The organism is Streptococcus sp. 477, assembly GCF_013277295.1.
Taxonomy (GTDB): domain Bacteria; phylum Bacillota; class Bacilli; order Lactobacillales; family Streptococcaceae; genus Streptococcus; species Streptococcus pseudopneumoniae.
This window is the reverse complement of record NZ_VMMQ01000024.1, coordinates 1-10,298: the sequence shown is the minus strand read 5'-3', so window position 1 is coordinate 10,298 and position 10,298 is coordinate 1. Positions and strand designations below refer to the sequence as shown.

The 10,298-nt window shown below is 38.0% G+C and carries 22 protein-coding genes and 2 pseudogenes; 6 read left to right on the top strand and 18 right to left on the bottom strand.

Annotation, left to right across the window (positions count from 1 at the left end; genetic code table 11):
• Positions 1-43: 43 nt before the first annotated feature.
• The 10 genes and pseudogenes from HT691_RS04240 to HT691_RS04195 all read right to left on the bottom strand — a co-directional run bounded on the left by HT691_RS04240 (position 44) and on the right by HT691_RS04195 (position 4,386).
• Positions 44-211, bottom strand: a complete 168-nt coding sequence (locus HT691_RS04240) for a hypothetical protein (protein WP_078929772.1) — start codon at positions 209-211, stop codon at positions 44-46.
• Positions 212-226: 15 nt separating this feature from the next.
• Positions 227-652 (bottom strand): crossover junction endodeoxyribonuclease RusA, encoded by a 426-nt coding sequence (locus HT691_RS04235; protein WP_050242940.1) that lies wholly within the window; start codon positions 650-652, stop codon positions 227-229.
• 157 nt (positions 653-809) lie between these two features.
• Positions 810-992: pseudogene (locus tag HT691_RS11260) on the bottom strand (helix-turn-helix transcriptional regulator); the annotation flags it as partial.
• Between the two features lie 217 nt (positions 993-1,209).
• Positions 1,210-2,235: a DUF1351 domain-containing protein gene (locus tag HT691_RS04225; RefSeq protein WP_172921762.1), complete on the bottom strand. Its 1,026-nt coding sequence runs from the start codon at positions 2,233-2,235 to the stop codon at positions 1,210-1,212.
• A 1-nt stretch (position 2,236) separates the two neighbouring features.
• The gene (gene bet / locus HT691_RS04220; protein ID WP_050222896.1) at positions 2,237-2,986 is read right to left on the bottom strand and encodes a phage recombination protein Bet; all 750 of its coding nucleotides are present in this window, start codon (positions 2,984-2,986) and stop codon (positions 2,237-2,239) included.
• Positions 2,983-3,162 carry a hypothetical protein gene (locus HT691_RS04215; RefSeq protein ID WP_138699568.1) on the bottom strand — a complete coding sequence of 60 codons (180 nt, stop codon included), beginning with the start codon at positions 3,160-3,162 and terminating at the stop codon, positions 2,983-2,985. The genes bet and HT691_RS04215 overlap by 4 nt, the downstream gene beginning before the upstream one ends.
• A gap of 105 nt (positions 3,163-3,267) precedes the next feature.
• Complete coding sequence (locus HT691_RS04210) at positions 3,268-3,411, bottom strand: hypothetical protein (protein WP_000196747.1); 144 nt, start codon at positions 3,409-3,411, stop codon at positions 3,268-3,270.
• Positions 3,412-3,427: 16 nt separating this feature from the next.
• The gene (locus HT691_RS04205) at positions 3,428-3,775 is read right to left on the bottom strand and encodes a hypothetical protein (protein WP_000462836.1); all 348 of its coding nucleotides are present in this window, start codon (positions 3,773-3,775) and stop codon (positions 3,428-3,430) included.
• Positions 3,775-4,032 (bottom strand): hypothetical protein, encoded by a 258-nt coding sequence (locus HT691_RS04200; protein WP_000608473.1) that lies wholly within the window; start codon positions 4,030-4,032, stop codon positions 3,775-3,777. The genes HT691_RS04205 and HT691_RS04200 overlap by 1 nt, the downstream gene beginning before the upstream one ends.
• An 87-nt stretch (positions 4,033-4,119) precedes the next feature.
• The gene (locus tag HT691_RS04195) at positions 4,120-4,386 is read right to left on the bottom strand and encodes a hypothetical protein (protein WP_000450963.1); all 267 of its coding nucleotides are present in this window, start codon (positions 4,384-4,386) and stop codon (positions 4,120-4,122) included.
• Positions 4,387-4,582: 196 nt separating this feature from the next.
• Between HT691_RS04195 and HT691_RS04190 the strand changes: the two genes are divergently transcribed.
• Positions 4,583-4,744, top strand: coding sequence for a hypothetical protein (locus HT691_RS04190; RefSeq protein WP_237701456.1), 162 nt, complete (start codon positions 4,583-4,585; stop codon positions 4,742-4,744).
• Here the strand turns inward: HT691_RS04190 and HT691_RS04185 are convergent.
• Positions 4,737-4,907: a hypothetical protein gene (locus tag HT691_RS04185; RefSeq protein WP_000656630.1), complete on the bottom strand. Its 171-nt coding sequence runs from the start codon at positions 4,905-4,907 to the stop codon at positions 4,737-4,739. The genes HT691_RS04190 and HT691_RS04185 overlap by 8 nt on opposite strands.
• Complete coding sequence (locus HT691_RS04180) at positions 4,904-5,047, bottom strand: hypothetical protein (RefSeq protein ID WP_023934258.1); 144 nt, start codon at positions 5,045-5,047, stop codon at positions 4,904-4,906. Before HT691_RS04180 ends, HT691_RS04185 begins: the two co-directional genes overlap by 4 nt.
• A gap of 116 nt (positions 5,048-5,163) precedes the next feature.
• Between HT691_RS04180 and HT691_RS04175 the strand changes: the two are divergent.
• Positions 5,164-5,325: pseudogene (locus tag HT691_RS04175) on the top strand (YjzC family protein); the annotation flags it as partial.
• A 490-nt stretch (positions 5,326-5,815) separates the two neighbouring features.
• Here the strand turns inward: HT691_RS04175 and HT691_RS04170 are convergent.
• Both HT691_RS04170 and HT691_RS04165 read right to left on the bottom strand, forming a co-directional pair.
• Positions 5,816-6,082 (bottom strand): HTH domain-containing protein, encoded by a 267-nt coding sequence (locus HT691_RS04170; RefSeq protein ID WP_023937570.1) that lies wholly within the window; start codon positions 6,080-6,082, stop codon positions 5,816-5,818.
• Positions 6,083-6,232: 150 nt separating this feature from the next.
• Positions 6,233-6,439 (bottom strand): helix-turn-helix transcriptional regulator, encoded by a 207-nt coding sequence (locus HT691_RS04165; RefSeq protein ID WP_055387710.1) that lies wholly within the window; start codon positions 6,437-6,439, stop codon positions 6,233-6,235.
• Between the two features lie 52 nt (positions 6,440-6,491).
• On the opposite strand from HT691_RS04165, the gene HT691_RS04160 reads away from it, so the two are divergent.
• On the top strand, positions 6,492-7,298 hold the full coding sequence (locus HT691_RS04160; RefSeq protein ID WP_023937574.1) for a TIGR02391 family protein: 807 nt from the start codon (positions 6,492-6,494) through the stop codon (positions 7,296-7,298).
• Here the strand turns inward: HT691_RS04160 and HT691_RS04155 are convergent.
• Together HT691_RS04155 and HT691_RS04150 are read right to left on the bottom strand one after the other, a co-directional pair.
• Positions 7,233-7,562, bottom strand: a complete 330-nt coding sequence (locus tag HT691_RS04155; RefSeq protein ID WP_230558129.1) for a hypothetical protein — start codon at positions 7,560-7,562, stop codon at positions 7,233-7,235. The genes HT691_RS04160 and HT691_RS04155 overlap by 66 nt on opposite strands.
• Complete coding sequence (locus HT691_RS04150) at positions 7,543-7,713, bottom strand: hypothetical protein (protein ID WP_172925264.1); 171 nt, start codon at positions 7,711-7,713, stop codon at positions 7,543-7,545. The genes HT691_RS04155 and HT691_RS04150 overlap by 20 nt, the downstream gene beginning before the upstream one ends.
• Positions 7,714-7,830: 117 nt before the next feature.
• On the opposite strand from HT691_RS04150, the gene HT691_RS04145 reads away from it, so the two are divergent.
• A complete protein-coding gene (locus HT691_RS04145) occupies positions 7,831-8,055 on the top strand; it encodes a hypothetical protein (protein ID WP_000040990.1) in 225 nt (74 codons plus the stop codon).
• Positions 8,056-8,230: 175 nt separating this feature from the next.
• Positions 8,231-8,941, top strand: coding sequence for a DUF4145 domain-containing protein (locus tag HT691_RS04140; protein WP_000006951.1), 711 nt, complete (start codon positions 8,231-8,233; stop codon positions 8,939-8,941).
• Here HT691_RS04140 and HT691_RS11510 read toward each other — a convergent pair.
• Complete coding sequence (locus HT691_RS11510; RefSeq protein ID WP_000446473.1) at positions 8,938-9,069, bottom strand: hypothetical protein; 132 nt, start codon at positions 9,067-9,069, stop codon at positions 8,938-8,940. The genes HT691_RS04140 and HT691_RS11510 overlap by 4 nt on opposite strands.
• 168 nt (positions 9,070-9,237) lie before the next feature.
• Positions 9,238-9,375 carry a hypothetical protein gene (locus tag HT691_RS04135; RefSeq protein WP_079247785.1) on the bottom strand — a complete coding sequence of 46 codons (138 nt, stop codon included), beginning with the start codon at positions 9,373-9,375 and terminating at the stop codon, positions 9,238-9,240.
• Positions 9,376-9,528: 153 nt separating this feature from the next.
• Between HT691_RS04135 and HT691_RS04130 the strand changes: the two genes are divergently transcribed.
• Positions 9,529-10,298: S24 family peptidase (locus HT691_RS04130; protein ID WP_172925263.1), on the top strand; the 770-nt coding region annotated here is incomplete at its 3' end.

The following is a 10,298-nucleotide window of genomic DNA, read 5'->3' as shown; positions in this document are numbered from 1 at the left end:
ATTTTGCTCAATTGTACGTTTCAGTCCTTCGATTACTACCTGTTTATCGTACTTCATCGTCTAAAAATCTTTCAATAGCTTCTCTATAGGAGACTTCCACCATACCGTCTAAGTCGTTCAGGGCTTCAATATAGTCTGGACGCCCTTGCCCATACTGCTTTTTCAAAAACTCAACAAAGAGATGAATTTCCTGATAGGTTACTCCAATCATATTTCTATCCTCCTATCAAATCCCATCAACTATCCTCTGCAATATCTCGTGATATTCGTAAATCTCCAGCTCAATCCTATAATTCTTATTTCCGGACTTGCCACCGTGCATGAACTCAGTCGATACTATCACGTTGTAATTATCATCTGTCCAAATCTTAGCGTCCGTCAAACCATCAAACAAAGCCTTGCTTGTGGGCGACCAGTTCGGTGGGTCATACTTCCGATTTGTCGGAGGATATATCCGAACCTTAACCTTGCAAGGTTTGTCCTCGCTGTAAGGTAAGCCAAAGTAATCTCTCAGTACATTGTTGCCCTCATATGCAGCTAACTGCCGTAAAAACTTAGTGATTTTAGCCTTTTGATGAAAGTGCGGTCTATCATTTGAGTTAATCATCTGCTTTCTGTTTAACTCAAATTTAAGGATCAATCTCTCCTTCATTCAACCTCCCTAAACACCTAGCTTTTTCCACGCTTGCTATTGCAAGAATGTCATTAGCTAAATCAAAGACTGTGTACCAATCCAGAACTCCTAACAAGTCCTTGTGTTCCTTTAGTTCATCAACTAAGCTTTCCAGTCGTTCCAATGGGTTACTTTCATACCCCAACAGATACCCAACGCTTACCCCGAAGTAGTCAGCTAATTGTTGGGCTTTTTCTGGTTTAATTTGGCTTTCTCCGTTTTCCCAGCGTGATAGAGTCTTTTCTGATATGCTCATTTCTTTTGCTATTTCCTTTTGAGATAGATTTTTTTCTTGTCTTAATTCTTTTAGTCTATTCATCAAAACACCTCATTCAGTTCCATAATCTCATCGCTGCCATACTTTCTACCAAAATCCCACGCCTGCCAAATTGTGAGCAAAGCAAGCGTGAGTGAAATTCTTTGCGCCATTCGTCCAAAGTCACATAAATGTCACTGACGCATTTTCTAGTTCGCAGTTTTACAAGAATGCACGGCTTGTTGGTTTTTGAGTTGTTTCCAAAATGGAAATAGTTGGTTTATTTAATCAGTTCATCCAATTCTGCCTGCGTCAACGGTTCAATTCGTTGATAACCTTGGACAGTGTAATTTTTTTTGTATTCAAATCCCAAATCCGCAAGGCTATTCTTGAAATAGTCTTTTTCTTCCGTGTTGGCGAAATATACTTCCAAGGTCATTTTTTGGGTATATCGTTTTAAGCCGTTTTCAGCCCCTCTGACGGCTTCTTGTTGGTTTTGGGATAATTGCCTACTGTCTAAGATTTCGCCCGTTTCTGGGTCAAATTTTGCGGTCTCCGTTGATTTTGGCGCTTTCTCTTGTTGCTGAGCTAAAACTTCCTCACGTTCTCGTTCAGCTCGCTCTTGAGCCAATCTAACTTCTTCTTTTTTCTTTTCAAAAGCGTAGTCTGCCTTGATTTGTTCCAACACTTCAACCAAAGTCATGTCTTTCAACATCCGAATATATGGCTGGTCTGTCATTCCGTACTCAGCGCATTGCCCTGAGATTGCTGAGATGGTTTTCTTGTATTCTTCTTGTTTCTGAAACTCAAATGTGACCATGTCATCAAGTGACTTCATAGTGGCTTTTTTAAGCGTCACGCCGTCAGCCATGAAATCGCCAGCCTTGACATACTCAAGGGCCTTCTCGTCAAATAGACGAGGGTCAAGCATGTATTCTGACGCCTTATTTGTAATGTAACCCTTAACAGTATCCAGTCTGAGTGCTTTCTGGTGGTCTTCAAACTCTTTGACATCTTTCGCAATCTTTTTGATAACACCATCAAGCGGTTCAACCTGCTCTGTGATGTATTCGTTAAAATCATCAGCGGTTTTTGACAAAACCTTTTTGATTTTGATACGTTCATCAGATATCTGCTTGAACAGTTTTCTGAGATCAGCTAATACCTGCTTATCGTCCTTGATTGTCGAAGCAGTAACTGTGTAATTCTGGTACTTCGTTACCACCTCTTTAATATTTTGTTCAAACAACTCACGGTCTAAAATTTCAACCTGAGCTTGTGTTACACTTACTTGTAATTCTTGCATGTTAGTACTCCATTTCTTCTAAGAGTTCGCCTTGGACTGTCTTCTCAACTTGAGTAGGTTCAGGAACTGGGTGATTCGCCTCTTGTTCTTTATTGAATTGCTCAATCTGAGCCATCTTGCGTGTTACGACATCCTCTCGACTTTCTTGAGGTGTGACATCTTTGATACGGTCAAATGTTTCTCCGCCGTCATCCTCTGTGTACATATTGCCTAAATCCTCAGGGAAAGCCTCTCTAAGAGCATTTACCAGAGCCGTCTTTCTAATCATAGTAGCTGGCATAGAGTTCCAAGTGCTTTGTTTCTTGTCATATTCCTCACGGCTAACAAAGATCTCCACAGGTACCTTGAAATTTTTGCGGTACACTCTTGCCCATCCGCCTATCAATGTGTCTCCTGGGAGCATGATTGCCCCTTTGCGTTCGTGCATAACACCCTCGCTATCTGCCGCCACTACTCCAGCCTCAAAGCCTTCATAGTCTTTACATTGAGCGGCACGTTTCAAGAAAGCCTCTTTGGAGACAATTAAACTGAACTCTGTGCCTCCATTACGATTTTTGTAAGCCACAATGTAGACCTCGTTAGCAAATGGGTTAAGATTGCGACCTTTACATAAGGCTAGAGCCTGACCTATTTGTTTTTCAGTCAACAGGTTTTGTGGGTCAAAATACTTTTTGATGTCTGCCCCAGTCAATGAACTTGGGTCAATAGTAATATCACGTTTTGTCTGCGTTGCTAATTGATTATTTGTCATTTTCTTCTTCCTTTCGTCTTCTTCAAATTCCAATTTTCACGTTTTAAGCGTCGATTTTCGTTTTGCAATTTCAAAATAATATCCTGTTGGTCGTTGATGATTTCTCCGAGTTCTCGGCCAAGATGAAGATATTCAGCTCGCCAGTTGTCGATTTCTTCGTGTAGCTCCTGAATCATACTTCATCCCCCACGTATCGATACTGCCCACAGCCAACATAGATGTACTGGCTTGGGTCAAGTTCCTCACGTTCTTCAGGCGGTTGCATTATATCTCTGTCGTAATCAAACATGAGCATACACCTTTCCAAGTTCCAGCACTCGTTTCACATATCTAGCCTTTGATGTTAGCCCAAGATCCAGCAATTCGTTTTTTTCTTCATGATTGGCCAAAAGCCATACACGGTTTTCAAGTTCAATTCTAGTCATTAGCGTCTCCTTTGCTCTACCCCAAATACTTTTCATAGCGTGATCTTCGTGGTTCTGGCAAGGCTAGAGGCTCAGGGCGCAATCCTTGAGGCGGTTCGTTGTCGTAGGTGAAGCCTTTGAACTCTCTGCGGATATTCTTGCGGATTTCTTGTCGCTGTGCCTCTCTACCACGTTCGTATGCTTGGTTGTAACCTTGGATAATCATAGACGCAAATTCTTGCTCTTCTCGTCTTTCTTCTTCCTTCTGGCGGATTTTCTCCTCTTCCTGCTTATCCATCTGATGAGCTAGAAGCCCTGCACCGATAAATCCTAAAATCACTGCACCAGTTCCTAAAAGCTGGCTAACTAATGGTGGTTCAAACATTATTCTTCCTCTTCATCATCTTCTTCTGCCATATTCTGCTTAATCGCCTCACTTGGGCTCATGCCATCCAATACATCCTTGATGACATGTGAGATGTCGTGGGTTACTTTCAACGGCTTTTCTAACTCATTAGGTAGCCCCAAAAGTTTTGTAGTTAGCAATCCAAGCGTAGATAATTTATGTAGCTTTTTTTGTAACTGTTCAATGCGTTCAATTTTTTCCTGTTGCGCTTTGATAATTTGGTCTTTGTTAATCATTGTTTTTCTCCTGTGGATAACTCAGTTATCCCTTTCTTTTATTTAGATTAGTAGTAGTTTGTTGTAAAGTTAGTAGTTATTATTCTGCTATCGTGTCATCTTAACGGTTTTAGACATTTCTTTCTTCCATGATTGACTGCCTCGATATTGCAGATAAGCATCAAAACCTTTGATTGTGACAAGCTGACCATCGTTTCTAAGGTATTTTTGTTGACTAGGTAATTTTTTCATCTCTCGCCTCATATCTCCCGCTTGTCGTTTTGAACATCCAAAGATGTGCTCTAGTTCTTCATCGTTTGCAGAAATCTTCTCGATGATCACGTCTTTAATTCTCACGATTTGAACTGTTTCCATTTTTGCTCCTTTCGTGGTATAATTTTCTTGAATAATTTTGTCATGCGCCTGATTGCCGTCAGGTGCTTTTTTGCTATCTCCTTTTCTGCTATAATGAAACCAGAAAGGAGGTAATATTATGACTGAAATTCACGCATGTCTTTGCGGAAATTGGGTGAACCTATCAGCCGACGACGATTGTGTAATGGGACCAAATATGGCTAGTCCTTACATTTGGTGGGAAGAAAATGCAGAACTCTACTCACCAATTTCTAAACCTGAAGCAAACTCGATGTACCATCAGGATTATATCTACATTCACTATCGTGGCGCTGACTATCGTATCCATCCAATGTTCATTCAAATCGTTTCTAGATAACTTTTTCTAGTCTGCTAGAAATGATTTCTAAATCTAAGTCGTCCAGTTTCAACTGGTCGGCTTTTTGATTTAAACGAGCTTCGATAGCTTGGTTAATTTCAAACCATTCTATTTTTGTAAATCGGCTCCTGAATTTTAGAAATTCCTTTACTGCTTCTTTCATACTGTCCTACTTTCCATCGCCCTGAGTTCTATCTCATGGCTGACTTGTTTCAATAGCTTCTCACACGCTATTTTAGCTTCTCTGTACGTTGTGTTCTCGCTGATGAAGTAATCAGCAAGTTCGATAATTTTATCTTCCATTCAACCTCCTATATCAGCCTCAAGACTGATGTAATATCCTCCTAAATTGCTATAATACTCTTGACTAGGACCTCTCACCGTTTTAGTCAAAATTCCAATAGAAAGGAGGAGATAGTATGGCAAATACTCCAATAAAACCTGGAACAGATAATCAGAAACCTGGTCGCTATGTAGAGGTAGGACCTCGTGGCGGAAAAGTTACTAATGGTCATACCGCAACTATCGGAAAAGGTGATCGGCTCCCTCCGACATCTGCTAAAGGCAACGGTTGGAAAAAGTCTAATCTTCGTTTGCGTACAATCGTTCAATGGTTGTACGCTTTTTCCATACACAAAAGCACATTCCCAAAAAATCAATTTGAATCCATGCTTCGGCGTAATCTTTCCCATTGCTGGCATAGTGAGTTATATAATGGTGAATCATTTTATTCCTTCCTCCTATTGAGTTACTTGAGAAGTATCATGAATGGCTTCATAGCTAAGACGCTTGAATTTTTCTAAGTCTATCTGAAAATTGATAGGCTTTTTTCTTTTCCCACTATACGGATATCGTCTTGGTCTCATTTCTTTCTCCATTGTATTTATTTTTTCTAACCTCTCTTTTATTTATTAAGATAAGTAGGACTTGTTGTTAGTTAATATTTATTGTTATTTAATACTTGTTGTTAGTTAATATTTATTAGTGCCTAAATTTTCTGATTTGTAAAATACAGATTTGTAAAATACAGATTTGTAAAATACAGATTTGTAAAAATCGAAAATGTAAATTCTAACCTGTGGATAACTTAGATATACTTTCATTTAATCTCTGTTTCATAATATCGAATTGGAAATCAGATATTTTTACATCTGAGAAAAATCTGAAAACACGAACTCCTTTACCACGTCCCATGCCTTTTTTAACAATTCGTAGGTAGCCATTTTTTTCTAATATTTTGAAGTAGCTATCAACTGTGTCTCGACTAACACCTTTCCGCTTAGCTATTTCTTCTGGATAGACTTGCCAGTTTGGGTGATTAGCCAGTACCACCATCATGATACCGACAGCTGTAAAATCCAGCGCAGGATCGTTGATAAAACTATTACTAACAGCTGTATAATCTTCAGTTGGATTCCTGAAAGATGAACTGGCAATCTAAATCTTTAAAATCTGTCATACGCTCTCCTTTCTACTCTTTTATTACGGTCAAACCGCAATATCGGATAAAAAAATAATATCATCTACTGATACATCGAAAACACTAGCGATTTGATATGCTTTCGAAACACTAGGTTCTGTTATCCCACGTTCCCAATGCCCCCACGTATCAACTGATACATTCACAGCTGCTGCCGCATCACTTTGTCTCCAGTTTTTGAGTGTTCTTAGTGTTTTTAATGTCATTTTCGTCACGTTCCTACCTCCTTTCTAAATTTGGTATAATAGAATAAAAACGAGGTTTACTATGTTAAGTATTGATACACAATTTGTAGATACAATCAGTAAAATACTATCTGATTATGTTTCACATTCTGAAATCACAAGGATGGGAGAAGTCTTAGGATATTCCCAAAACGACCAGAACTCTGGACTCAATAAACACTATAGAGTTCACAATATCATGTCTGATATACTCAACAAAACACAAGATGAATCTAATATCAAACTTGTAATTGAGTATATCTGCAATCCTTTGCGGTACATCGATAAAGTTTCAGATTTTGAAAACTTAAGATTAAAACTAAATGTCGTTCTTTCCCTAAAAGGCCTTGCCATATCAGATAATGGACATGTAGTTATTACTACTGCTTCAAAAACATTAGTTGAGGCAAAGAAACGATTTGAATCACTTGATCATATGTTGAGAACATTAAATGTTCATCCAAATGTTTTAAAATTCTGCACCCAGGAACTCTTACAAGAAAATTATTTTCATGCTGTATTTGAAGCAAGTAAAGGAATCTTTCACCGCATTCGTTTACTAACCGGTTCGTCTCTGGACTCAGCAAGTCTAATAGACCAATGTTTTAAAATCAAAGAACCCGTTATGATTATCAACGGAAATAAATTACAGACTCTTGACGAACAAAGTGAATATAAAGGATTGAAGAATTTACTTCTGACAATCGCACATCTTTATCGTAATTCCAAAGCACATAAACTTAAATACTACAATCCAGATAGTGTTAATGATGCCTTAACCGCTTTAACTCTTATGTCCCTCGCTCACAATCTCCTTGACAACTGTACTAATACTAGGAGACTTGATTAGTAGATTATAAAATTCTATAGTCACCTCAGCTAATCTAATTGTTTCTTCATCTATGGGACTATTGTAGTCCTCAAGGTGATGAAACCTTTCAGTCAACTGCTCTGATAAGTATTCTGTTTGCCTAAAGATAGATTTATGAAGATGAGTAATTGGTTTTAGCAATTCGATTTCATCATAACTTAATATTTTTTCAGTCTCCTCTTGAGTTACTTCTGCTAATTTTTCCATACCAGAAATATCAACATTAACATGCGGCTGTTCCATTATCGTCCCCCCTCGTCCTACTTTCCATCGCCCTGAGTTCTATCTCATGGCTGACTTGTTTCAATAGCTTCTCACACGCTATTTTAGCTTCTCTGTACGTTGTGTTCTCGCTGATGAAGTAATCAGCAAGTTCGATAATTTTATCTTCCATTCAACCTCCTATATCAGCCTCAAGACTGATGTAATATCCTCCTAAATTGCTATAATACTCTTGACTAGGACCTCTCACCGTTTTAGTCAAAATTCCAATAGAAAGGAGGTTCAAAAAATGAGTAAGCTTAGCCATAAGCCAAACCACGTTGTTAAGAAACTAACCTGGGAAAATCTCGATAATATTCTATTATCTTATTTTTCAGAGTCGACTACTGATAAACCTAGCGCAGTAATTCAGTTATCTGATTTTGAAATGTCTAAAGCTGAAATTATCGAAGAAGCAACTGCTCAAGGTTATCAAGTTATCGATAATTCTGATGGTTACTTAAAGTTTCTATAACGAATTTTAAAGATGATATATTTGTACGATTTACATCAATATCTCTTTTTAACTTAGCAATCTGTCTATCAGATTGCTTTTTTCTTTTCCCACTATACGGATATCGTCTTGGTCTCATTTTCTCACCCCCCTTTCAAATGTGGTATAATCAAAATAAAACGATTGGAGAAAAAATATGTCATTTGATCTTTCTAAATTAAGCCTAGGCAGTCGCTTCGCAGGCAATTCAAAAGCATTTCAATGCCCTGTATGTTCAGGTTTCTCTTCCCATTTATGGACTTATAATCCTATTGATATCAATAGAGATTACAAAGAATCTATCAAATTTATTATAATTGCACAATGTCAGGCTTGTAATCAATTTTCTATTTGGATAACAAATGAAATCCAAATAACGTATGGCTCCAGGATAGTATTAAACACAAGCGATGCAACGTCGACATTAATTTTCCCAAATGTTGCCGAAGGAGTACCTAAACCTAATAATGATATGCCTGATGATGTGAAAGAAATCTATATTGAAGCTGGAGAAGTTCTAAATATATCGCCTAGAGCTTCTGCAGCTCTATCCCGTCTAGCTATTGAAAAGCTTGTTGCTCATTTAAACGCACAAGGTAAAGATTTAAATACCCAAATTGGAAGTCTTGTCTCTAAAGGAATGCCAATAGAAATCCAACAAATGCTAGACAGTGTTAGAGTAATAGGGAATAATGCTGTACATCCAGGTCAAATAGACATAAAAGATAACAAAGAGTTAGCTTTATCATTGTTAAGTTTTATCAACTTGATTGTAGATAATCGAATCACACAACCTAAAAAAATTCTAGACATATATAACCTATTACCTGATTCCTACCGAAATTCTATCGAAAGAAGAGATAATTAATCTTTCTCAAAGATTAATACATTTTCTTTGTCCCAATACTGAGTTACAACTCTAACCGGGTCATCTTCTGTCCCTTTCCCTCGTTTAAATGTAATTTTTATCAATTCAACAATTTCAACACTTTCCATTCCCTACTCCTTATCTTTTTTATCACATCGGCACTTCACTATCTGACGAATAGTAAAAGATACAATCACAAATCCTGCTAGGATTATCAATCCAGTTTCTTCACTCATTGCTTTTCACGGCAAATGATGGTACACTATCAAGTAGAGGTTGGGGCGTCGCCCCTTTCTCTACTTTTTGTTTTGAAGCTTACGTTTGTGTTCTAAGATTTGTTTGTGCCACAAACGTGCTTCTCTGATTAAGCCTAGTGCCAAGATGACGGTTGCAGTGTCCTTGGTTGCTAGGCTTTTTATGATGTGTTCCATCATTTGCCTTACCTCCTTTTCCTTAAGCTTGATTATATTATACTGCGGTTTAACCGCAATGTCAAGTGTTTTTTACGTTTTTTTCGCGATTTTTTATTTTATTCTTTACTTTTTTGCGTTTTTGCCGTAAAATATACTATATAAGGAGGGACGGAAATGACAGTCGAAAATAAAGAAATTTTTGCCAATAATCTAAGTTTTTACATGAAGCAAAAAGGGGTAGACAGAAATACATTATGCGCAGACTTGGATTTAAAATACACTACAGTTCGTGATTGGCTGAAAGGAATAACTTATCCTCGGATTGGTAAAATTGAACTTTTGGCAAACTATTTTAATATAAATAAATCTGACCTTATTGAAAACAAGATTTCTACCGCACAATCAGACTCCCTTTTAGAAAAAATTACAAATACAGCTCGAAAATTAAACACTGACAATAAAAAAATCGTTCTTCGAACCTCTGAGGAGCTTTGGGAGAGTCAAAACGAAGAAGAAACGAAGATAAACGAAGTATCGGAGAAAGTTCTCGACTTGTACCAAGTTGAGGTTGTATCTGAGACGGCAGCAGCTTCTGGATTTAACTATGGATTTGGGTACGACGATACAGACAGAGAGATTATAGAGGTCGACGAGCAACCACCACATCACGATATTGCGACTAAGGTCAGCGGAGACTCCATGCAGCCTGACTACCAAGACGGAGATATTCTCTATTTAGTAGACAAAGGACTGACCACCTACAACGGAGACCTAGCAGTTATCGCATACGGAGACCGTTCTTACTTTAAGAAGATCTATACCGAAAACGGACGCTTACGCCTCGTATCACTCAATGACAAGTACGAAGACATCATCCTAGACTTCCCACCAGCCGAAGACACGCACATCAAGATTTATGCAGTTATCGGGGTGTATAGAGGGGA

Excerpts from the sequence above, each read along its gene's own strand:
- HT691_RS04240 (WP_078929772.1), bottom strand. The coding sequence starts at position 211 with ATGATTGGAGTAACCTATCAGGAAATTCATCTCTTTGTTGAGTTTTTG.
- HT691_RS04235 (WP_050242940.1), bottom strand. The coding sequence starts at position 652 with ATGAAGGAGAGATTGATCCTTAAATTTGAGTTAAACAGAAAGCAGATG.
- HT691_RS04225 (WP_172921762.1), bottom strand. The coding sequence starts at position 2,235 with ATGCAAGAATTACAAGTAAGTGTAACACAAGCTCAGGTTGAAATTTTA.
- bet (WP_050222896.1), bottom strand. The coding sequence starts at position 2,986 with ATGACAAATAATCAATTAGCAACGCAGACAAAACGTGATATTACTATT.
- HT691_RS04215 (WP_138699568.1), bottom strand. The coding sequence starts at position 3,162 with ATGATTCAGGAGCTACACGAAGAAATCGACAACTGGCGAGCTGAATAT.
- HT691_RS04210 (WP_000196747.1), bottom strand. The coding sequence starts at position 3,411 with ATGACTAGAATTGAACTTGAAAACCGTGTATGGCTTTTGGCCAATCAT.
- HT691_RS04205 (WP_000462836.1), bottom strand. The coding sequence starts at position 3,775 with ATGTTTGAACCACCATTAGTTAGCCAGCTTTTAGGAACTGGTGCAGTG.
- HT691_RS04200 (WP_000608473.1), bottom strand. The coding sequence starts at position 4,032 with ATGATTAACAAAGACCAAATTATCAAAGCGCAACAGGAAAAAATTGAA.
- HT691_RS04195 (WP_000450963.1), bottom strand. The coding sequence starts at position 4,386 with ATGGAAACAGTTCAAATCGTGAGAATTAAAGACGTGATCATCGAGAAG.
- HT691_RS04190 (WP_237701456.1), top strand. The coding sequence starts at position 4,583 with ATGGCTAGTCCTTACATTTGGTGGGAAGAAAATGCAGAACTCTACTCA.
- HT691_RS04185 (WP_000656630.1), bottom strand. The coding sequence starts at position 4,907 with ATGAAAGAAGCAGTAAAGGAATTTCTAAAATTCAGGAGCCGATTTACA.
- HT691_RS04180 (WP_023934258.1), bottom strand. The coding sequence starts at position 5,047 with ATGGAAGATAAAATTATCGAACTTGCTGATTACTTCATCAGCGAGAAC.
- HT691_RS04170 (WP_023937570.1), bottom strand. The coding sequence starts at position 6,082 with ATGATGGTGGTACTGGCTAATCACCCAAACTGGCAAGTCTATCCAGAA.
- HT691_RS04160 (WP_023937574.1), top strand. The coding sequence starts at position 6,492 with ATGTTAAGTATTGATACACAATTTGTAGATACAATCAGTAAAATACTA.
- HT691_RS04155 (WP_230558129.1), bottom strand. The coding sequence starts at position 7,562 with ATGGAACAGCCGCATGTTAATGTTGATATTTCTGGTATGGAAAAATTA.
- HT691_RS04150 (WP_172925264.1), bottom strand. The coding sequence starts at position 7,713 with ATGGAAGATAAAATTATCGAACTTGCTGATTACTTCATCAGCGAGAAC.
- HT691_RS04145 (WP_000040990.1), top strand. The coding sequence starts at position 7,831 with ATGAGTAAGCTTAGCCATAAGCCAAACCACGTTGTTAAGAAACTAACC.
- HT691_RS04140 (WP_000006951.1), top strand. The coding sequence starts at position 8,231 with ATGTCATTTGATCTTTCTAAATTAAGCCTAGGCAGTCGCTTCGCAGGC.
- HT691_RS11510 (WP_000446473.1), bottom strand. The coding sequence starts at position 9,069 with ATGGAAAGTGTTGAAATTGTTGAATTGATAAAAATTACATTTAAACGA.
- HT691_RS04135 (WP_079247785.1), bottom strand. The coding sequence starts at position 9,375 with ATGATGGAACACATCATAAAAAGCCTAGCAACCAAGGACACTGCAACC.